Source organism: Microbulbifer sp. MCCC 1A16149, assembly GCF_050368945.1.
Classification (GTDB): Bacteria; Pseudomonadota; Gammaproteobacteria; order Pseudomonadales; family Cellvibrionaceae; genus Microbulbifer.
This window is the reverse complement of the sequence record NZ_CP185959.1, coordinates 3,314,382-3,336,636: the sequence shown is the minus strand read 5'-3', so window position 1 is coordinate 3,336,636 and position 22,255 is coordinate 3,314,382. Positions and strand designations below refer to the sequence as shown.

Annotated in this window: 13 protein-coding genes; 8 read left to right on the top strand and 5 right to left on the bottom strand. The window is 56.1% G+C overall.

Annotated elements, in window-relative coordinates:
* Positions 1-2 precede the first annotated feature (2 nt).
* From ACONT6_RS14015 to ACONT6_RS14000, 4 genes are read left to right on the top strand one after another with little or no spacing between them, the layout of a single operon-like run.
* The gene (locus ACONT6_RS14015; RefSeq protein ID WP_428819063.1) at positions 3-212 is read left to right on the top strand and encodes a DUF1656 domain-containing protein; all 210 of its coding nucleotides are present in this window, start codon (positions 3-5) and stop codon (positions 210-212) included.
* Between the two features lie 9 nt (positions 213-221).
* Complete coding sequence (locus ACONT6_RS14010) at positions 222-1,334, top strand: HlyD family efflux transporter periplasmic adaptor subunit (RefSeq protein WP_428819062.1); 1,113 nt, start codon at positions 222-224, stop codon at positions 1,332-1,334.
* The gene (locus ACONT6_RS14005) at positions 1,309-2,838 is read left to right on the top strand and encodes an efflux transporter outer membrane subunit (RefSeq protein WP_428819061.1); all 1,530 of its coding nucleotides are present in this window, start codon (positions 1,309-1,311) and stop codon (positions 2,836-2,838) included. Before ACONT6_RS14010 ends, ACONT6_RS14005 begins: the two co-directional genes overlap by 26 nt.
* Before the next feature lie 36 nt (positions 2,839-2,874).
* Positions 2,875-3,306 carry a potassium channel family protein gene (locus ACONT6_RS14000; RefSeq protein WP_428819060.1) on the top strand — a complete coding sequence of 144 codons (432 nt, stop codon included), beginning with the start codon at positions 2,875-2,877 and terminating at the stop codon, positions 3,304-3,306.
* A gap of 40 nt (positions 3,307-3,346) precedes the next feature.
* Here the strand turns inward: ACONT6_RS14000 and ACONT6_RS13995 are convergent, their stop codons facing one another.
* Complete coding sequence (locus ACONT6_RS13995; protein ID WP_428819059.1) at positions 3,347-5,287, bottom strand: DUF3604 domain-containing protein; 1,941 nt, start codon at positions 5,285-5,287, stop codon at positions 3,347-3,349.
* Between the two features lie 301 nt (positions 5,288-5,588).
* Between ACONT6_RS13995 and ACONT6_RS13990 the strand changes: the two genes are divergently transcribed.
* On the top strand, positions 5,589-5,906 hold the full coding sequence (locus ACONT6_RS13990; RefSeq protein WP_428819058.1) for a DMT family transporter: 318 nt from the start codon (positions 5,589-5,591) through the stop codon (positions 5,904-5,906).
* Between the two features lie 86 nt (positions 5,907-5,992).
* On the top strand, positions 5,993-6,727 hold the full coding sequence (locus ACONT6_RS13985) for a tRNA-uridine aminocarboxypropyltransferase (RefSeq protein WP_428819057.1): 735 nt from the start codon (positions 5,993-5,995) through the stop codon (positions 6,725-6,727).
* Positions 6,728-6,826: 99 nt separating this feature from the next.
* Here the strand turns inward: ACONT6_RS13985 and ACONT6_RS13980 are convergent, their stop codons facing one another.
* Positions 6,827-9,343, bottom strand: a complete 2,517-nt coding sequence (locus tag ACONT6_RS13980) for a TonB-dependent receptor (RefSeq protein WP_428819056.1) — start codon at positions 9,341-9,343, stop codon at positions 6,827-6,829.
* 475 nt (positions 9,344-9,818) lie between these two features.
* On the opposite strand from ACONT6_RS13980, the gene ACONT6_RS13975 reads away from it, so the two are divergent.
* Positions 9,819-11,345 carry a M20 family peptidase gene (locus tag ACONT6_RS13975; protein ID WP_428819055.1) on the top strand — a complete coding sequence of 509 codons (1,527 nt, stop codon included), beginning with the start codon at positions 9,819-9,821 and terminating at the stop codon, positions 11,343-11,345.
* A gap of 106 nt (positions 11,346-11,451) precedes the next feature.
* Here the strand turns inward: ACONT6_RS13975 and rnr are convergent, their stop codons facing one another.
* Together rnr and ACONT6_RS13965 are read right to left on the bottom strand one after the other, a co-directional pair.
* On the bottom strand, positions 11,452-13,725 hold the full coding sequence (gene rnr / locus ACONT6_RS13970) for a ribonuclease R (RefSeq protein ID WP_428819054.1): 2,274 nt from the start codon (positions 13,723-13,725) through the stop codon (positions 11,452-11,454).
* Positions 13,726-13,990: 265 nt separating this feature from the next.
* Entirely contained in the window at positions 13,991-14,200 is a 210-nt protein-coding gene (locus ACONT6_RS13965) for a cold-shock protein (protein WP_078083216.1), read from the bottom strand.
* An 829-nt stretch (positions 14,201-15,029) separates the two neighbouring features.
* Between ACONT6_RS13965 and ACONT6_RS13960 the strand changes: the two genes are divergently transcribed.
* On the top strand, positions 15,030-20,852 hold the full coding sequence (locus ACONT6_RS13960) for a hypothetical protein (protein ID WP_428819053.1): 5,823 nt from the start codon (positions 15,030-15,032) through the stop codon (positions 20,850-20,852).
* Positions 20,853-21,056: 204 nt separating this feature from the next.
* Here the strand turns inward: ACONT6_RS13960 and ACONT6_RS13955 are convergent, their stop codons facing one another.
* Positions 21,057-22,118: a metallophosphoesterase family protein gene (locus tag ACONT6_RS13955; protein WP_428819052.1), complete on the bottom strand. Its 1,062-nt coding sequence runs from the start codon at positions 22,116-22,118 to the stop codon at positions 21,057-21,059.
* Between the last annotated feature and the right edge of the window lie 137 nt (positions 22,119-22,255).

Below are 22,255 nucleotides of genomic sequence, written 5' to 3'. Positions count from 1 at the left end.
ACATGCCCGTACCCCATGAACTCTCGATTGCGGGGATTTACCTCTCCCCCATGTTGGCCGCAGCTTTTATCGGTGTACTGATTGCGCTTGGCGTGGCGCGATTACTGGACAGGTTTCGGTTGTCGCGATACTTCGCACACCCCGCGCTTGTGCTGACCAGTATGAGTGTGATCTTTACCTTGCTTGTAGGGACGTTATTGATCGGAATCTGAAACTTGTCTGTGCCGAAAAAAATAGTGTTTACCTCTCTGGTGGTGCTGTGCGCGGTGTTTTTTGTACTGCTCAAGTACTGGTACGACCTGCGTAATCCCTGGACGCGGGACGGGCAGGTGCGCGCGGCAGTCATTCAGGTAACGCCGAACGTGTCCGGCCAGGTGGTAGAGATGGGCGTGCGGGACAACGAGTTTGTCGAGCAGGGCGCGTTGCTATTTCAGATCGACCCGCGTCCGTTTGACGCGCAATTGGCGCAGGCCCGTGCACAGTACGACCGCACCGGCGACAATTATCTGGCGCAGGAGCAAAACGTCGCTTCGGTGGCGGCACAACTCGAAGTGGCGCGTGCAGCAGTAGTGCAGGCGGAGAGTGCGATTCGTGAGATCGATGCGGTAATTGAGAAAAATGCCGCGGAACTGCAGCGCCAGCAGCGCCTGTTACCCCAGCGGGCAACATCGCAGAAGCAGGTGGAGAGCGCCATGGCGCAGCACGCGGTATCCCTGGAGCGGCGCAAGGGAACCGAAGCGGCGCTGATTCAGGCGCGCGCCAGATATAACAGTGCTGCGGCGCAGCTGGATGAGGCCCGTGCGACTCTCGGTGAACTGGGTGATGCCAACCCGAATATCCGCGCAGCGCGCGCGGCCCTGCAGGAAGCGCAACTGAATGTGGAGTTTGCCCGCGTGACCGCGCCGGTTGCCGGTTACGTCACCAATTTGAATCTGCGCGTCGGCAGCCACGCGGTCGCCAATCAACCTTCGCTGGCATTGATCGATGCCGATAGCTTCTGGATCGAGGGATTCTTCCGCGAAACAGCGGTAGCGAGAATCCGGCCCGGAGATCGCGCGCTGGTGACATTGATGAGTTATCCCGACCGCCCGATTGAAGGGCAGGTGGAAAGTATCGGTTGGGGCATCGCCCAGCAGGACGGGGCTACCGGGCGCGACCTGTTGCCGCAAGTACGCCCCACCTTCGAGTGGATACGACTGGCACAGCGAGTACCCGTGAAAATTGCCCTGGGCGAATTGCCAGAGGGCGTATTGCTGCGGGTGGGCACCAGCTGTTCGGTAAAGGTGCTCGGTGGAACCGCGATACCGGATGAAGAAGCGCGTGGGTATAAGTAGCGCGCAAAGCTGGTCGTTGAAGGCCGCGAGGAAGGCGTCGTTCGCAACCATCCTCGCCGCTAGTGTGAGTATCACCGGCTGTACATTGGGCCCGGATTACCATCCTCCTGCAGTACCCGTGGCCGACCGCTGGATCGAGCGCGGAGAGTCGGAGATCAGTAGCAGTGCACCGGTGGCTCCGTTGTGGTGGGAGCAGGCATTTTCCGATCCACGGCTGGATGAGCTGGTTACCATCGCCCTGGAGCAAAACCTCAGTTTGCGTTCGGCAACCTTGCGCGTGATGCAGTCACAGCAACTGCTGGCCATTGCGGTGGGCAATCAGTTTCCACAGCTACAGCAGCTCACCGGCTCAGCTGCGCGCTTCAAACAGAGCAACCTGATCCTCGAAGAGTATGACGTTGGCTTCAATCTCTCCTGGGAACTGGATATGTGGGGGCGCTTTCGCGGCCAGGTGCGTTCCGCCGCCGCGTCGATGGAAGCCAGTGTGGCGGCTTACGACGGTGTACTGGTATCGGTGGTGGCCCAGGTCGCGCAGATTTATGTCCAGATTCGTACCACCCAGAGCCGCTTGGAAGTAGCGCGCCGGAATATCGAACTGCAATCACAGAGCCTGCATATCGCGCGCGCCAAGGCAGATGCCGGCGAAGTGAGTGACCTGGATGCGGAGCAGGCCGAGTCGCTATTGTACAACACCAAAGCCATTGTGCCGGGGTTGGAAAGTACCCTGCAGCAGCTCAAGAACTCCCTCGCGGTATTGCTGGGGCGCACACCGGGGACGCTGGGTGATCTGCTGGGCAGTCCCGGCAGCATTCCTGTTGTGCCGCCGCAGATCGCGGTGGGCATGCCGCAGGACTTATTGCGTCAGCGTCCGGATATTCGCGCCGCCGAGCGTTCGCTGGCGGCACAGGGGGCGCAGATTGGTGTGGCGCGCGCAGATTTGTATCCGGCGTTTTCCATCGCCGGTGCGATTGGCTCGCAGGCTATGGACATCGGCCAGCTGTTTGAAGGGGAAACGGAAACCTGGAGCATCGGCGGCGGCTTCGCCTGGAACCTGTTCAACTACGGCCGGCTGCGCAGTAATGTGCGCCTGCAGGATGCGCGTTTCCAGCAGCTGCTGGAGGACTACAGGCAGACCGTACTCGAGGCCCAGGCCGATGCTGAGAATGCCATCGTCGCCTATCTGAAATCACACCAGCAGCTGGCGATGATCGACCGCGCCGCGGCCGCTTCCCAGCGTTCGGTGGCGCTGTCTACCGCGCAGTACACTAATGGTCTGGTGGGCTTTAACACCGTGATCAGTACGCTCACCGCAGACGCGAACCAGCAGGATCAGCTAGCGCAGGCACGCGGTGCAGTAGCGGCCAGCCTGGTGCAGGTATACCGCGCGCTGGGCGGCGGTTGGCAGGTGCGCGGCGACCTTTTACCGGTTGAACTGGTACCGCCGGAAACCCGCGAGGAAATGGAACAGCGCACCGGTAGCTGGCGCAAGGTGTTCAGGGAATGAAACGTGTTCAGGGAATGAATGGTCCCAGGTGAGATAATGCTGCTCGAAGTCCTGCTGATTGCATCAGCATTGCTGGTGGTCAACACAATGATTCACGCGGTGGCGATGACCCTCGCTCTCCGCTGGAGTCGGCAAATTGCGGGATTGCACCCGGCACATCCATTCCTGCCTACCGGCAGGCCGGTGGTGGTATCCGCGGTGGTATTGCTGATGTTCTTTGCCTCGGTGGCCGAGGTAATGACCTGGGCGCTGGTCTACCGCTGGCTGGGTGCGTTCAGTGATGCAGAGCCTGCGCTCTACTTCTCCATGGTGACTTACACCACACTGGGGTACGGGGATATCGTGCTCGAAGGCAGCCTGCGTTTGTTGTCTTCGTTTCAGGCCGCCATCGGCATCATCATGTTTGGCTGGACCACCGCCGTGGTGTTGGCGGTGGTTCAGCGGCTGTATCAAAAACCGCAGCGCTAGTCTTTCAATCCACTCGAAAGACCAGCGCGCTGTCAGTCGTTTACTGTTGGGGTGTGTACCAGATCGGCGAGGTCCACGCGCGTTCCTGAATACTCATCGGCAGGTCCTGTGGCCGTTTGAGGCCCGTGCGCGCGGCATCGTAGGTAGACCAGCGTGGGGTGGGAATCTGTAATACACGCGCGTAGTAGAAGGCGTACTGCGCGGGATCAAAATCGGGATCTGTCCAGGTGGCCATTAACTGGTTGTCGCCGATGGTGTTTTTATAGGTCGCGTCCTTTTCGTTGACGGTATTGCCCACCGGAGGAATCTTGCCGTCGGGGCCGGGCTTGCGGTCACCGGACAGGGCGATGTCATAAATCTTGGACTGCTGTTCCCCGGATTCATCCACCCAGCCTTTGACGATCTGGATACGGTCGAGATTGGCCCCGTCCGCTTCCTTGAGTGCCTGCACGATAAAGGTCGGCGCCCCATCACTTGCCGCGGGTAAATCGCCGCCCATGGGCACACCCTTCGCATAGGCCTGCTTTACTCCGTTCTCTGAACCAAGGGAAACCCCCGACATGTCGAAGCCGCCAAAGAAACGCACCTTGAGTCGCGGCCCGGAGGTGGCAAAGGTTTCCTTGCGTTGGATCGCCTCAAAGATACCGTCACGGGTGTTGGCTTCCGCCCATACTGCGGCCACACCGCCAGAGCTGAAACTCCGCACCTGCTTTGCGCCAGCCGCATCAACTCCGGGTGGGCCTTCCAGCCGGTGCTTGGGGTCGATTTCAAAACCGAACTTTCCGGTGTAGTTGTCTTCCTCGATAGCAGATGCGCCATTGTGGGTGTCCGAGTCGCCGATAAACCCGAATTTGAACGGGTTGCCGTTGCCCTTACTTTCAAGCTTGAGCCCGCGGATCAGGGCTTCCCGCGCGTAGCCGCCTTTCTTGTGCTCGGGCGGGGTTGCGGTGGGCGCCAGCGTGTAGTCCCAGAGCTCGAAACTGCCGAATTCATCATTGGGAAACAGTGCCGGGTGGGTTTCCGAGGTGCCCTTGATCTGGGTGATTTCATACACCGGCTCGTTGCGCATACGCGCCTCGGCGTATTCCTTATTCAAGGTGCTGCCGCCGTACGACTTATCCACGGGGAACATGAGTCCGTCGCTGGCATTGCCGTTGTGGGCAATGGCGAGAAGGTCGTTACCGGCTTTGCGCTGCCCGTCCATCCAGCGCCAAAGGTCCTCGGGCGTGCTGGAGTCGAGGGCGGAAAAAGGGGCATCCGGCACTTTGGCGCTGTCGCGGAAAAAGACGACTCGATGCAGGTTTCTCCAGTCGGGGTTTGAAGTCCACTCATATCCCGGCATGGTGGTGAATTTCCCTGGCTCATAATGCGCGTCGGCAATTTTTACCACCTCCGACCAGAGTGACCTTGACTGTTTTTTGTCGCCGAGAATCGGATCCACCTTCATATTGGAGATGCCATCGAGGATCTGGCCGTAGGCATCGAAGGATTTTTTCGGGTCGTCGCCGGTGATATCAGCCGCGAGTGGATGCTTGCTGATGGGGCTGTCGGGATCTCCCATCAGCGGTAGCACGCCCAGGTACTCCGCGTGGTCAGAGACGATATACCAGTCCAGGGGGACACCTATTTTCAGTGGCTTGCCGGTCTCACCCGGGGGAATCTCTTCGCCCTTGGCCCAGCGGTAGGCAGCATCGGGATCCACCCAGGCTTCGTTGATGTAGGCGTCGAAAGACCAGCGCGTGTGCACGTGCAGATTGCCGAAGTAGACGTCGCGGTTCGGATTGCGCGGTATTTCGGTGACCGTCGCTGTCGCTTGCGCAGGTTGTGTCTCAGTTTCGCTTGCCGCCTCTGCCGTGTTACTGCTTTCGGGCATGGTTGAATCCGGCCTGTCGGTGGTATCTGGCGACGCCTTGTTATCGGTCTCGCTGCTACAGGCAGGAAGCAGGGCCGCAAGTAACAGAACAGAGTAGGGGAATCGCATGGGACACTCACTATTCAATAAAATCAAAACGGAAATCCGGGTAGCTTAGTAATAGTTGAGTGGGGGAGCGCTGGGGGAGAGTTGAGTGCCAATTACAAGCGACAGGTGGTTTAAGGCGTGTAGCGCCTGTCCCTACGCTTTTGCGAATAGCGGAGACTTGTTGGTCAGTCACCCTGGGGGGGATCAGTTGCCCAAAATTCACCCATGGGGTATTGTCCGACCTGTTGTAGGAGGACGACCTCCCCCAATCTGGGAACATGATGCCGAGGACGACCTGGCCCTGTTGTAAAAGGAGCAGTCCATGTCCTGGATCTACCTTCTCGTTGCCGGTGCCCTTGAAATTGTTTGGGCCTTCTCCATGAAGCAATCCCAAGGCTTCACCCGGCTTACGCCTTCCCTGATTACGCTAGTCACCATGGTCGGCAGCTTCTGGCTGTTGGCCGTCGCCCTGAGGACCATCCCGCTTGGTACGGCATATACCATCTGGACAGGTATCGGTGCTATCGGCGCTTTTCTGGTGGGCATTATGTTTTTGGCGGAGCCGGTGAATACGATGAGAATTGTTGCGGCGATTCTGATCGTGTCGGGGTTGGTGCTGATGAAACTTTCCGCGAGCTGATAGCCCTCGTCTTTGTATTAAATACCCGGGAGGAACTGTGCGCTTTCGAATGCGCGGGTCCTCCTAATAGCTTTCAAACTATTACCATGTATTCCACCACATTCACCCGACTTCGCGAGCAGGAGCTCGCCAAATCCACCAAGCCGTTTCAGGCCAAGGGGAAAAGTGTAAAACGCTGCCCGGACTGCCAGATGGGTGACTTTGCGTGTATGTGCGCTTGGCGGCCGCAAAGCGAGAGCCCGGTAGATTTCGCACTGCTTGTGCACCGCAAGGAGCTGTTCAAACCCACCAATACCGGCCGCCTGATCGTCGACGTCTTTCCCCGGACCAATGTATTCCTGTGGAACCGGCTTGAAGCACCGGAGGGACTGGAGAGCCTGCTGAATGATCCGCAGCGGGAGTGCTTTGTGGTGTTCCCGGCAGACGGTACCGAAAATTGTTCGCGAAAGGTGACCCGTGCACTGCCGCCTGCGAGTGGCAAGAAAACAACACTGATCCTGCTCGACGGCACCTGGAAACAGTGCAGCCGTATAATCGGCCTCAGCCGCTGGCTGGATCGAGTGCCCTGCCTGAGCTTGCCCGAGACCCTGGTGCGATCCTATTCCGTACGGGATTCTGGCAGGAGTCACCGTTTTTCAACCGCGGAAGCAGCCATCAGCTGTCTGTTGCTGGCTGGCGAAGAGGATTCGGCTGGGGTTCTTCAGCACTACTTTTCGTTGTTTAACCAGCATTATCTGGCGACCCGGGGCTGTTACTTGCCCGAGCGGGGAGAGAGTCATGCGGTGCTGGAAGCGTATACCAGCCAATTAAAGGCGGGATAAGAACCGGGATGAAAACCGAGGGAGTATCTGGGGTCTCCCCCGGCTTCCAGTGCTTGTGATCCGGCACGGATGACCAGTGCCGGCTTTCAGTGGGTCAGATTAAAAGTTATAGGTCACCTTGCCGTAGATAAAGCGACCGCGCGGATCGTGCTGGCTGGAAACATAGCCGTACAGGTCCGAGTCGCCATCACCAATGGCAAACGGCGGTTCTTCGTCGAACGCGTTGTCTGCTCCCAGGCTCAGAATCATATTCTCGAAACCGGTATAGCGAGCCTGCAGGTTCACGGTCATGAATGAATCCACGATGCGGGATTTATTCGTGTCGTAATCCAGGGTGCCATCGAAATCGATATCGGGGGTGTCTTCAAACTCGCCGATATAGTTCAGGCCCACGGTGAAGGCAAAGCTGTCCCGCGTCCAGTCGGCGGATGTCGCCCAGCGGTGTTCCGGGTATTCATATTCACCGGCGAGATCACGGCTCAGGAAAGCATCCCCCGCAGAGTTCAGCTCGACCCGTTCAAACTCCGTGAGATAGGAGTAATCCAGGCGCAGGCCGAGATCACCACCGGCTACCGTCAGCGCGGAGTACACCACACTCAGGTCGATACCGGAGACGGTCTGCTCGCCGATATTGATAAAGCCGCTGTTGATGGATTGCAGGGAGCCGAGGGATTCACCGGGCAAAGCCGCCGAGCGCACACACACGGTGCTGTTCTGGTCGTTACAGAACTGGCTGTACAGGTAGCCGAATGGAACCTCGTCAATTTTGCCTTCCTGGGTGATACGCCAGAAATCCAGTGACAGCTGCATGCCATCGACCGGCTTCACCACTGCACCCAGGTTAACCGACTCGGACTCTTCCGCTTCCAGGTCCGGGTTGCCGGAGAACACGATGTTGTAGTCGGTGCTGGCACAGTAGGCTTCGTTGATCGCACAGCCGTAGGAATCGATGAAGAACTGCGATTCCTGCGACGGTCCGAGGCCGATCTGCGCCAGCGACGGTGCACGGAACCCGGTGCCCCAGGAGGCCCGCAGAGACAGCTGCTCGCTCGCGGTCCACAGCAGGTTGGCCATGGGGTTGGTGGTGCTGCCGAAATCGCTGTAATCGTCATAGCGGCCGGCCAGGGTCAGGTCCAGGTTGGCGGGCAGCGGAATGGCGACTTCCACAAACGCCGAATTGATATCCCGGCTGGCAGCGGCGGAGACGGACTCGGTACCAAAGATCAGGCCGCGCTGGAACTGGTCGTCGGGAATATCCGAAGCGCTTTCCTCGCGGCGCTCGAGGCCGGCGGCCAGTGCAATGGCCCCGTTACTGGTATCGAACAGCTCACCATTGATGGTGAAATCCATGCTGCGCAACTCGGATTTACCCTGGCGCACCAGGCTGGTGGTAAAGGCATCGATAACGGACTGCGGATTCTGTACGCCGCCGAATGGATTGTAGCGACCCGCGTCAATTTCCTGCTGCAGGAGGTCGGTACGTACCCAACCCTGGGTGCGGTCGCCGGTCTGGGTGGACTCACTGCGTGAGCGCTGTACCGAGGCCTCCCAGTCCCAGTCGGAGATGGTGCCGCGCAGCCCGAATACACCGCGCAGGTTATCGGTCTCAATATCCCACTGTCGCGCACCGGCATCCACGGTACGGTAACGGCCGACATCGACACTGCTGGCGCCGACAAACGGATTGTTGGGGTGGTCTAGAGGCACGGTAAGACCGGCATCCTCATCCAGCGGTGTCGGCGCGCCCTGGGCGATGGAGGTATTGTGCTGAATGGCGAGCTCGCTGAAGAATTCGATACTGTCCGTCAGCTGCGCGTGGCCGAGCATAAGTACACCGGTGCGTTCCGCTTCCGGGGTCAGCAGGGTCCAGGGACCGTAGTCGTAGACACAGGTCTGGCCGAATGCGTCGCCTTCCGGGCAGTTCGGGTCGATGGTGGTCTCACCGTCGACAATAAAGCGTCCCGGATACCCGCGCGATGAACGGAAATCCATACCGCCGCGGAAGGACTGGTCCGCGGTGTCCAGCCCCTTGCGCTCGACGCTGGCCAGGGTTGAATTCGTCCGGTGATCAAAGATCAGCGTGAGGTTTGAATCTTCGCCGTTAACCCCCCACACCGCCGAGACCGACTGCTCGTCATAGCCATCGGCACCACCGTAGTCCACGGATACCTCAGCGCCTTCAAAATCTTTGCGCAGCACCAGATTCACCACACCGGCAACCGCGTCGGAACCGTAAATGGCCGAGGCACCATCTTTAAGTACTTCCACGCGCTCGACCGCGGCGATGGGAATACTGTTGATATCGACAAAGTTGGTGGTAATGCTCTCGGCAAAAGCGCTGATGGCCACGCGCTTGCCATTGACCAGCACAAGTGTTGCGTCGGCACCCATACCGCGAAGACTGACTGCGGCAGCACCATTGGCGGTGGAGTCCTGATTATTCCCCCGGGTTGAGAAAGTGCCGTTACCCGCAGCGGGGTTTTTCTCAAACATTTGCTGAAGATTCGTAAAGCCAGACTTTTCGATAGCCTCCCGGTCCATTACCTGAATCGGCGTTGCTGTTTCGAATTCCGCATTGCGTTGGATGCGGGAGCCGACAACGGCAACTTCTTCCATCGCACTTTCTTCGGCCGCGTATAAAACTTGCGGTGTGGATGCGGCTGCCACAGACAGGATGGCGCAGGTTAAAACATTTTGGCGTGGTAAAGATTTTTTCATTGAGTGTGCTCGTCCATTTGTCGTAGTTATTATTGAATGACCGAAACAGCATGGCCGTTCAGTTACCCGGAAACACTATCAACGGCGCAGAGACGAGGCAATTAATATGAGGCGAATGGTTGAGAAGTAGAGATTTGTTGAATGCTTTTATCAAAATTAGTGTGAAGTTGTTTTCACGAGTGAGATGAATTTATCTACGTTATTTTTTAAATGGTACGAACACTCCAGTTTTAAATAGGTTAACTGGAACGGTTGTTCCTACTAGGCGATTAATCCCTATTATTAACCCTGCATAAATTTCGGCATCAAGACGCACTGCGATCAAGCTGTTTCCACTAGATTCAATGGGTCTAGAAAATAAGGAATGGGAACAATGAAAATCCTGCCAAGGATCGTATCGCAATATCTCTCCGTCGCATTTTTTATTCTCGCCTTTTCAGCTACAAGCCATGCAGATCAGGAGTTCACCTCCATGCAGATGCAAGGTGTTGAACCGGTTGAAGTAGAGGTCGATGTGGAGGCCGCTGCCAAACGGTTATCCAAGGCGGTTCAGTTTCCCACGATTTCAAACCAGGACAGGGCTGACTTTGATGTAAAGGCGTTTGAGGGCTACCACAAATTTCTTGAGGAAGCTTACCCAAACGTCCACAAGACCCTGAAACGGGAAAAGCTCGGCAAGCCCCGTCCCTACAGTTTGCTGTATACCTGGGAAGGCAAGGATCCATCGCTGCCACCGGCGGTATTTATGGCGCACCAGGATGTGGTCCCCATTGCCGAGGAGTCCCGAGACCAATGGAAACAGGAGCCATTTTCCGGCGCCATTGCAGATGGCTATATTTGGGGGCGCGGTGTGTTGGACGACAAGAACCAGATTCATGCGATCCTGGAAGCGGCGGAAATGAAGATCAAGGAAGGATTTCAGCCGGCTCGCACCATCTACTTCGTCTTTGGCCATGACGAGGAGGTCGGTGGCCCGGAAGGCGCCAAGCATGTGGTCGATGTACTGGAAGAGCGCGGACTGAAGGAAATCGCCTTTGTCATAGACGAGTCCGCACCTCTGATACCGGGGGTGTTTCCTGGTATCGAGGAGAACTCGGCATTGATTGGTATAGCCCAGAAGGGCTACATGAGCCTGGAGCTGACGGTGAATGGTGAGGGTGGCCATTCTTCCCAGCCTCCAAGGCACTCGAATATCGGTATTCTCGCCGAGGCCATCACCAAGCTGGAAAAGGCCCAGTTCCCTTACAAGATCAATAAAGCGGTGCGCTACCAGTATCGCTTTATGGGGCCTGAACTGCAGAAAGAAAAACAGCCCATGTACGAGGCTGTCGCATTTGGTGATGACGCCAAGACGACGGCACTGGAGCAGAAGTTTATCGAGGAAATGGCTGAGGACCAGGTCACACGCGCCATGCTGCATACCACTATTGCGGTCACCATGTTCAATGCCGGAATCAAGGACAACGTATTGCCCCCTTCGGCAAGCGCCGTGGTCAATTTCAGGATCGCCCCGGAAGACAGCAAGGAAAGTGTCATCGCCCATGTCAAAAAAGCGATTGACGACGATCGTATTGACATCAAGGATATATCAGCATCCACTCCGCCCACCAATATCGCAGATCCGCATGGTGCGGGTTATAAAATGCTGGAGAAAACCATCCGCCAGACCTGGGGCAATGACCTGATTGTCTCCCCGTTCTTTGTGATTGGTGGCTCGGATTCAAAGCATTTTCAGGCGCGGCCGTTTGCACCGAATGTTTATACCATCACCGGCATTCAGCTGGAGTCGACAAAGGAGTTCGCGGGATTTCATGGTGTGAATGAGCGGATTCTGGTAGATGAATATGGCAAGTCCATCGCCTTCTTTTACCAGTTGATGGATAACCTGGACGACCTCTAATTTTCCCGCGTACTTTTTAAATATATAAACGAAGAAGCCCGCTATCTTTCGATAACGGGCTTCCTGAGTTTTTCAGATCAAAGAAGAGAAATTTCTTTCTCTGATCTTAACTGGCTAACGCAAACTCAATTTTGCGACGCTCCATATCCACGGCGACAACGCGCGCTTTGATAGCGTCGCCGATTGCAAAACTTTTGCGGCGTTGTTCGCCGATCAGGCACTGCCGGTCGGCATCAAAGTGATAGTAGTCGTTTTTCAGCGCCGATATATGGATCAGTCCCTCGACCTGAATACCGTCAATCTCGATAAACAGGCCGAAGTGGGTAACGCTCGCCACCACCCCCTGGAATACATCGCCGACGAAATCCTGCATATATTCGCATTTCAGCCAGGCCTCCACGTCCCAGCTGGCCTTGTCGGCGCGGCGTGAGGCATTGGAGCAGTGCATGGCCAGCGACTGCATGGCGGTTTTGCCATAGGGGTAGCTTTTGCCCGGGGCGAGGAGAGGTGCGCTGTCGAAACGTTGTACCGAATCTTTGCCCTTGCCGATGATGAACTTCAGCGCCCGGCCAAGTGTAGAGCGCTGCTTGGACTGGCGGATCACCGAGCGGATTGCCCGGTGTACCATCAGGTCCGGATAACGGCGGATGGGCGAAGTGAAATGCGCATAGGCGGAATAGGCGAGACCGAAGTGGCCGCGGTTGTCCATGCTGTACTCCGCCTGGCTGAGGGACCTCAGCAGCATGGTGCGAATGGTCTGCGCATCGCTGCGTTCACCAATTTGGCTCATGAGTTGGTCATAGTGCTCCGGGCGCGGCTTGTTGCCGCCCGCGAGCTTGAGCCCCTTGGTCGTCAGGAATGCGCGCAGGGCAGTCAGCTTCTTGTCTTGTGGACCGTCGTGTACCCGGTACAGTGCGGGCAACTTCTGTCGCTTGAGAAAGTCTGCGGTCGCCACATTGGCGCTCAACATAAATTCCTCAATCATCTTGTGCGCATCATTGCGGATTACCGGAATGATCCGATCGATCTTGCGGTCTTCGGTGAAGACAAATTGCACTTCGGATTTTTCAAAATCCAGCGCGCCGCGTATGGTGCGCGCCTGCTTCAGTACCGAATACAGATCGTGCAGCGCGTGAATATGCGGTGCGGTTCCCTTGAGCTTGCGAGCAGTCTGCCGGCCCAGGCCGGAGTCGGGTGCAGTGATGAAAGCATTCACCTGGTTATAGGTCAGTCGCGCATGGGAATGGATCACACCCTCAGAAAAGGTGTAGTCGGTCATTTTCCCGGTTTTGCTGATGGTCATTTCACACACCATCACCAACCGATCCACATGGGGGTTGAGCGAGCACAATCCGTTAGACAGGGATTCCGGAAGCATCGGGACCACACGGCCCGGGAAGTAAACGGACGTAGCGCGTTTCTGCGCTTCCAGGTCGAGTGCGCTCTCGGGCGCCACATAGTGGGAAACATCCGCAATCGCCACGAACAGGCGCCAGCCACCAGCTGGCGCTTGTTCGCAGTACACGGCGTCGTCGAAGTCCTTGGCGTCCTCGCCATCAATGGTCACAAACGGCAGCTCGCGCAAGTCGGCGCGATGCTGTTTGTCCGCCTCGGGTACGCTATCGCCCAGCTTTTTTGCCGCGCGCAGGGCATCCTGTGGCCACTGGTGTGGAATATCGTGGCTGCGGATGGCAACGTCGATTTCCATACCCGGGCCCATGGCATCACCGAGCAGCTCGGTCACACGGCCGAAGGCATTATAGCGGCGGTTGGGAAAGTCGATGATCTCAACGGAAATATACTGTCCGGGCTTGGCGCCCATCAGCTGGTCGCGATCGAGGTCGATCTCGTGGGATAGTCGGCTGTTCTCGGGCTTGAGGAAGTAGTCGCCTTCCTCGAACTGCAAGCGGCCCACCAGGTGGGTGGTCTTGCGTTCCAGCACATTGACGATCACACCGGTCTTACGTCCGCGCCTATCCACGCCACTAACGCGCGCCTCGACAATATCGCCGTCGAACACGGTCAGCATTTCGTTATCCGATAAGAACAGGTCTTCAGCAGATGCATCGCTGTTCAGGAATCCGAAACCATCCGGGTGGCCGATGACGCGTCCAGTGATCAGGTCTTCAGGTTTGATGAGGCTGTAGCCTGCATCGCGATCAAATGCGATCTGGCCGTCGCGCTCCATGGCGCGCAACCGGCGACGCAAAGCTTCTTTCTGCTCGTCGCTGGAAAGATCCAGCACTTTTGCCAGCTTTTTGCGGTCGAGTACTTCTTTGTTGTTTTCGAGCAAGCTCATAATGAACTCGCGCGCGGGAATAGGGTTGCTGTATTTTTTGGCGTCCAGCGGATTAAACGCAGCTATTGGAGATTCGCTCATAGTTTCCTCTCGGAAAGACCGCCAATAAGATTGCGCTTGGTAAAAACTTGAGTGATGTGTAAGGACAGATCAGGTGTTACTCGGCAAGGTATGCAGGCGGAGATTGCTCAACGGAGTTGAGTGGGGGTATTGCAGTCGGCGATTCAAACTGATTCCAGCCTGAATCGCCGTATTCCTGGTTGGGCTACCTTGCGGCAGCTCAACCGAAGAGGCCTAAACAGCCTCTTAGAGCAGACCGATACATGGCCTGCTATAGCTCAATGGCTCAGATACAAACAATATTTTCAGCTTGCGGGCCTTTAGGGCCCTGAGTCACAGAGAACTCAACGGTCTGGCCTTCGGCCAGGGTCTTGAAGCCCGAGCTGGCAATTGCGCTGAAGTGCGCAAATACGTCGGGGCCAGACTGCTGCTCGATAAAGCCAAAGCCTTTGGATTCGTTAAACCACTTAACAGTGCCGGTAGTTGTCTTGGACATGATGATTTCCTGTAAACAAATAGGGATACGCCTTCACGAGGCATGAATAGCAAAGAAAAGACTGGAATTTAGATGCTACAGGACGAAGAAAACGACGAAACTGAGGATTTAAACAAGAGACTTACTTTTAACTAGAGTCACTGTAGGACTCCCTGTGAACTAAGTCAAAGTATTTCTCACATTGCCGTATTGGGCTCCAGTGGATCGTCAGTCAGTATTTGGTCACTTTGAGCTGCGTTAGAGGAGGGGGCTGGGCGACCTTTGAGGACGGGGCAGTCCGGGTGCGTGGCGTAGGTGGTTCATAGCTATGTCGAACTCTTCAGTGAAGTGGCTGTTCCGGTGTCGACCTGGTCGGCTTCCGTGTGTTCCTCTTCAAGCCTCTCCTCGGGATTCCCCCGCCCTTTTTTGTTTCAACGCCTTAGTCTTTATCGATCGTGAGCGACTGAGTTTTCATTTCAGTAAAAATGAATGAGAGGCATGGTATATAGTTTGGCGCCAATTTCATTTTTATCGTTTATTTAGTCTGTAAGTACTTACGGACAATCGGGTTGCTGATAATTAATTTCTCATTACACGCTATTACAGGATTCTTCTTTTTTTGTTTTCTCGCTGTAATAATGCGCCTCCATTTTTCTTACTCATATTGACTTCATTTCCTGAATTTTTGGAGGTGATGGTTTCAATTTTATTAAAGAAATAATAATTCTTTTTCGGGGCGGGGTTTATGAGCCGTAAGCGTAACCAAAGATTTTATACATTCTTTTTTGCCACTTCGATTTCATCTCTGTTGTCAATTTCTGTGTTGGGCAGTCTGAGTTACGCAGAAGAGTTGGATTCAGATGCTGATGGTATGCCGGATTACTGGGAGGCCATACACGGTCTCGATCCGTATAACCCGGATGATGCAAGCCGGGACGATGATTTTGATCTCCTCGAAAACCTTGCGGAATTTGGCCTGCAAACGCATCCATTTCGAAGCGACACTGACTGGGATGGAATCCCTGACGGGGAAGACGTGTGGCCGCTGGATCCTGGCAAGGCCATGGACCAGGACGGCGATGGCATTCCCGATTCCTGGGAAATCACTCGAGGCCTGAATGAGTTTGATTCCAGTGATGCCGCGATGGATCTGGATGGCGACGGCCTCAGTAACCTCGAAGAGTTTCAGGCCGGCACCCGCCCCGACTTTCACGACAGTGACCTGGATGGCGTACTGGATGGTAATGATTTTTCGCCTCTTGATGCCGCCTATAAAAACGACTTTGACGAGGACGGCCTGCCGGAAGCCTATGAGAAGCAGTATCCGTTCCTGGATGATGGCTACCCGGAAGATGCATTACAGGATCTTGACGGCGATGGCCTGAGTAATCTGCAGGAATTTGTTGCTGGCACCAACCCGGAAAATCCCGACAGTGACGGCGATGGGACTGTGGATGGCGAAGACCCGGTTGCCACCGATGCCGCCTATAGTCGTGACCTGGATCAGGACGGTCTGCCTGAAGAGTGGGAGCTGGCCAACGGCCTGTATGACGGCGACTGGTTGGATGCTCGTTTCGATTATGATGGCGACGGCCTGAGCAACCTGCAGGAATACCAGCGGGGAACCGATCCGCAAGAAATAGATAGCGATAAAGATGGCATCAAAGACGATGAAGATCGCTACCCGCTGAATTTTCTCTATCGCTTCGACCGCGATCGTGACGGTATGCCGGAAATTTGGGAGGCAGAGCACGGCTTCAGCGACACCAACACCCTCGACGGCGGTGAAGACTCGGATTACGACGGTCTTCGCAACTATCTCGAGTTTGCCCTCGGTACCCACCCGCGCAACGAGGATAGTGATTTTGACGGTGTGCGGGACGGCGAAGACTTGTGGCCGCTCGACCCCAGCAAAGCCATGGACCAGGATGGCGATCGTATTCCCGACGCTTGGGAAATCACCCGTGGTCTGAGTGAATTTGATTCCAGCGATGCCGCAATGGACTGGGATGGCGATGGTCTCAGTAATCTCGAGGAGTATCAGGCCGGCACCCGTCCGGACTTCCACGACAGTGACCTGGACGGCGTATTGGATGGTGAAGACGCCGCGCCCCTCGATGCGTCCTACAAGATCGACTTCGATCAGGATGGCCTGCCGGAAGCCTTTGAGAGTCAATTCTCCTTCCTGGACGATACTGATCCGGGAGATGCGCTGGAGGATCATGACGGTGATGGGCTCAGCACTCTACAGGAATTTTTGGCTGGAACTGACCTCCGGATTCCAGATAGCGATGGTGACGGTGTGCCAGATGGTGAGGACCCCCAGCCAAGTGATCCGCAGCTCACTCGCGACGAGGATCAGGACGGCCTGCCGGACGAGTGGGAACAAGCCAATGGCCTGTACGACGGCGACCCGTGGGATGCCGGCTTCGACTTCGATGGAGATGGCCTGAGCAACCTGCAGGAATACCATCTGGGCACCGATCCGCGTGACATGGATAGCGACAGGGATGGTATTCATGAAGGTGAAGATCGCTACCCGCTGAACTTTCTCTATCGCTTCGACCGCGACCGCGACGGCATGCCAGAAATGTGGGAGGCGGAGCACGGCTTCAGCGACTTCAACACCCACGATGGCGGTGAAGACTCTGACTACGACGGATTGCGCAACTATCTCGAGTTTGCCCTGGGTACCGATCCGCACAATGAAGACAGTGATTTTGACGGTGCGCGGGACGGTGAAGACTGGTGGCCTCTGGATCCCGAGAAAGCCATGGACCAAGATGGTGATGGCATTCCCGATACTTGGGAAATTACCCGTGGACTGAGTGAGTTTGACCCGAATGATGCTGCGATGGACTGGGACGGCGACGGTCTCAGCAATCTCGAGGAGTATCACGCCGGCACCCGCCCTGATTTCCATGACACTGACTTCGATGGTGTACCTGATAGTGAAGATTTCGCCCCGCTTGATTCCGCCTACCGGTTCGACACTGATGAGGATGGCCTGCCGGAGGCCTATGAGAATCGGTATCCATTCCTGAATGATGCATACCGGGAAGATGCGGCACGAGACATGGATGGCGATGGCCTCACTAACCTGCAGGAGTTTGCCGCCGGCACCAACCCCGAAGACCCGGACAGCGATGGCGATGGGACCTTGGACGGTGAAGACCCGGCCCCTACCAATGCCACCTACAGTCGCGATCAGGATAAGGACGGCCTGCCGGACGAGTGGGAACAGGCCAATGGCTTGTATGACGGTGACCCATGGGATGCTGGCTTCGACTTTGATAGCGACGGCCTGAGCAACCTGCAGGAATACCAGCGTGGAACCGATCCGCATGAAATGGATAGCGACAGGGATGGCGTCTCTGACGGTGAGGATCGCTACCCGCTGAACTTTCGCTATCGCTACGACCGCGATCGTGACGGTATGCCGGAAATGTGGGAAGTAGAGCAGGGTTTCAGGGACTATGACCCCCATGACGGCGGCGAGGACGCGGACTACGACGGCCTGCGCAACTATCTCGAGTTTGCCCTGGGTACCGACCCGCACAATGAAGACAGTGATCTTGACGGTGTCTTTGACGGCGAAGATTTCTGGCCGTTAGATCCCAGTAAAGCCATGGACCAGGACGGTGACGGTATCCCCGATGCCTGGGAAATCACTCGCGGACTGAGTGAGTTTGACCCGAGCGATGCCGCGATGGATTGGGATGGCGATGGTCTCAGTAATCTCGAGGAATATCAGGCCGGCACCCGTCCGGACTTCCACGACAGTGACCTGGACGGCGTATTGGATGGCGATGATGTTGCACCACTCAATGCGGCTTATAAAAATGACTTCGACCAGGATGGCCTGCCGGAGGCCTACGAAAACCAATACCCGTTCCTAGGTGACATCTATCCGAATGATGCGTCAGAGGATCTCGACGGCGATGGTCTCAGTAACCTGCAGGAGTTTACCGCCGGCACCAATCCGGAAAACCCGGATAGCGATGGCGATGGCACCCTGGACGGTGAAGACCCGGACGCCACCAATGCCGCCTACAGTCGCGATCAAGATAATGACGGCCTGCCGGACGAGTGGGAACAAGCGAATGGCCTGTATGACGGTGACCCGTGGGATGCTGGCTTCGACTTCGATAACGACGGCCTGAGTAACCTGCAGGAATACCAGCGCGGCACCGATCCGCATGACATGGATAGCGACAGGGATGGTGTGTATGACGGTGAAGACCGCTACCCGCTGAACTTTCTCTATCGCTTCGACCACGACCGCGACGGCATGCCGGAAATGTGGGAGGCGGAGCACGGCTTCAGTGACAATAACACCCGCGACGGCGGTGAAGACTCGGACAGCGACGGTCTGCGTAACTATCGAGAATTTATCCTCGGTACTGACCCGAGCAAAGAGGACAGTGACCTTGACGGCGTGTGGGATGGTGAAGACTTGTGGCCGCTGGATGCCAGCAAAGCCCGGGATGACGATGCAGATGGGATGCCCAATGCATGGGAGGAGTCTCATGGCCTAAATGCATTCGATCCGACCGATGCGACTTGGGATTTCGATGGTGATGGTCTGACGAACCTGCAGGAATTCAACGCAGGCAGCCGTCCGTACGTTGCTGATACAGATGGCGATACGGTGCTGGACGGCCTGGATGTATGGCCCACGGATGTCCGTTATTACAAAGACAAAGATCGCGACGGACTGCCGGATCTTTACGAGATGAACAACGGTCTCGATGACTCGAATACAGCGGATGCCAGCCAGGACCTCGATGGTGATGGCCTGACAAACCTTAACGAGTTTCTCGCGGGTTCAGACCCTTCGGTTATGGATTCCGATGGTGACGGTATTGTCGACGGAGACGATTTTGCCCCAATGGATGATCGCTATCGCCTGGATGCGGATGGCGATGGCCTGCCCAACGAATGGGAAGTGGCATACGGGTTAAATCAGTTTGATCCGTGGGATGCCACTAATCCATACGTTGGAGACTCCGATGGACTGACCCCGCTGCGTGAATTCGAACTGGGTACCGATCCGTTCAATGACAATTCAGACGGGGATTACGTAACTGACGAGATGGATCGCTACCCGACGAACCCGCTCTACATGTTTGACACCGATCGGGACTCTATGCCGGACAGTTGGGAAGCGAAATACGGTTTCCTCTATGATTCCGCGCGGGATGGTAGTGACGACCCCGATGGTGACGGAATCAGTAACCGCTATGAGTTTGCTGCGGGCACCAACCCTCTGGTAGACGAGTTTCGCGATTCCGATGACGACGGCATGCCTGATTACTGGGAATCCCTGTACGGGCTCGACCCCTGGATCGATGATGCCGGTGGCGATGCAGACAATGACGGCCTGAGTAATGTGCAAGAGTACGAGGCTGGCACTTATGCGGACAATCCAGACAGTGACGGTGACGAGCTGCCAGATGGGTTTGAAATCGCGCACGGATTCGACCCGGCTGTAGATGACGGAGCCCAGAATTCTGACCCAGATAACGACGGGCTGAATACGGGTAAAGAGGCTGCGTTAGGCACAAGTCCATTTGATGCCGACACCGATGACGATGGAGCAGTTGATGGTAGCGATGTATTCCCGCTGGACCCTGCCGAATCCATCGATACGGATGGTGATGGAATCGGTAACAACGCTGATATCGACGATGACAATGACCAGCTGCCCGATGCCTGGGAACAGCAGTACGGACTGAACTCCCTGAACTCTGCGGACGCAATGGGTGACCTGGATGGCGATCAACTTAGCAATCTGGAAGAGTTCACTCGTGGAACCGATCCCACCAATATTCTGGATCCGGGCAATCCATTTTTGCAGACCGAGGTATTGCCATCAGTAACCACTGATACCTGGACGACGGTGACACTCGACCACGTTTATCAGCAACCGGTTGTGGTCACCACGCCGTTGTATGGCGTGGCAACACCGCCGGTGGTTGTGCGTGTTCGAAATGTTTCCGGCAACCAGTTCGAAATCATGCTTCAGCGAGTGGATACGACGAATGAGCCCGTCAGCCTTCCGGTGCACTATATGGCTGTTGAAGCCGGCACCTATAATGAAGCAGAGCACGGGATTACGATGGAAGCGGCTCTTTACCAATCCTCGGTAACTGATCGCAAGAGAATGTGGAACGCCGAATCAATATCCCTGCTAAACAGCTATACCTCGCCAGTTGTTTTTGGTCAGGTGATGAGCGCAAACGACAGCAGCTGGTCTGTGTTCTGGAGTCGTGGGGCATCTGAAACCGAGGTGGCCAGCACTTCCGATATCCGCATTGGCAAGCACGTAGGAGAAGACCGTCAGTATGTCCGCGCGCAAGAGACCCTGGGTTATATCGTGGTCGAGTCGGGCAGCGGAACTATCAGCGGCAGAGACTATGTCGTTGGGCTCGGTAGTGATTCAGTCAGGGGTGTTGATAACGGTAAATACAGTTATCCGTTGAACGGCCTCACTAGCCCCACCACCGCCATCCTGACCCAGGCTGCGATGGATGGCATAGATGGCAGCTGGGCTGTTTTGCGGGATACACCCTCTGCAACATCGATTGCTCTCTCTGTCGACGAAGACCAGATTTTGCAGAGTGAACGGTCGCACACCACTGAACAAGTGGGCTACTGGGTGTTTCAGTAGATGCCGTCCAGCCCAGCGGAAGTGTTTTCAGGTTGTCTACTGATTGGCTTTCGTTGGGTTGGAGAATTTTCTGAGAGGGCCGTAGTTGGTAAGTTCATACTGCTGCTTTTCGTTGCTTCCAAAAAGATTGCTCGACCACTTGCGCGATGTGGACGCTAACGGAGGGGGTTCGGTAAGTTCATTCTCATTACCACCCTGTTCAAATCACTCTTCCTTTTTGGGCTTCCCTTCTTCATCGGCGCCCTTGCGGTCGTAGGCGCCGAACATCTCTGGATCGAGTCCTTTGCGATCAAAGATTCCCTTGAGGGCGATATTACCGATCTGGGGGCCGTCCTCGGTCATGGTTATCCACATGATGTGATCCACGTTACCGGGCCCTTCCTGATGGAACGAGGCTCCGGCGGGGCCCATCGTGATGTGCTCGGAACCATCGAGTAAATCGTAGTCGTAGTAATGCAGGTGGCCGGCGAGAAAGGTGTGCTTGCGAGTCTTGAGCATTCCCTGGATCGCCTTGAAGCTAGCGGACGCATTCTCCCAGGCGGGCTCATGGAGGAACAGGAAGGTCCAGCGCACATTCGGGTTGTCGGCGAGAGTCTTTTTGATCCACGCCATTTGCTTTTCGCCAAACTCTACGGGCTTGCCGAGTGCCGCGACTACCGCCTCGTCAGCCATAAACTCAGCCAGCATTTCCTTGGCCTTCGCCGGGTCTTCGACCTGCAGTCTGTTGTACAATGCCAGCTTTTCCTTCATCCCTTCGGGCGCTGCACGGGGCGGGTCCTCGCTATCAAGAACCATGAACAGCACGTCCTTGTAGACGAAGTGGTAGTAGGTGGCGCCATGCCTATCCTTCCAGACCTGCTGTGCGGTCTTGTTCGCGATATCGTGGTTGCCTGGCGTGCGGACGAACGGCATTTTGAGCTTGCTTAACAGCTCATCGACTTCATCCCACTCGGCATTCAGCTCTGCCTTGTCGTCACTGTATCCCTCGATCAGGTCGCCGACATTGATGACAAACTCGGGCTGCAGAAGGTTGATTTGATCGATGGCCAGCTTGAAGGTGCCTTCCTGGTTGGCTCCGCCGGTTCGGTCGCCGATGACGACGAACTGGAATTCGGCGGGATCATTCTGAATCGGCTGGGAAGTCCAGGGTTTGGCGCGGGGCAGTCGTTCCTTATCGTAGGAGAACCCGCTCGTTGTTTCCTCGGCCCAAAGGCTTGTAGACGAGATCGCGAGGGCGAATGCAATACACGCTGACGTAAGCTTCATGTCTTGTGGATCCTTATTCTTGAGGTGTTATCAAGCAGGTTAGTTCGGCTAGCCCTGGCATTAAACTCTGGCCGGATCAGCGACCATCTATACCGCAGTGACATTGTTTTTAGGCAAGTTGCTGATGCTCGCGGCGC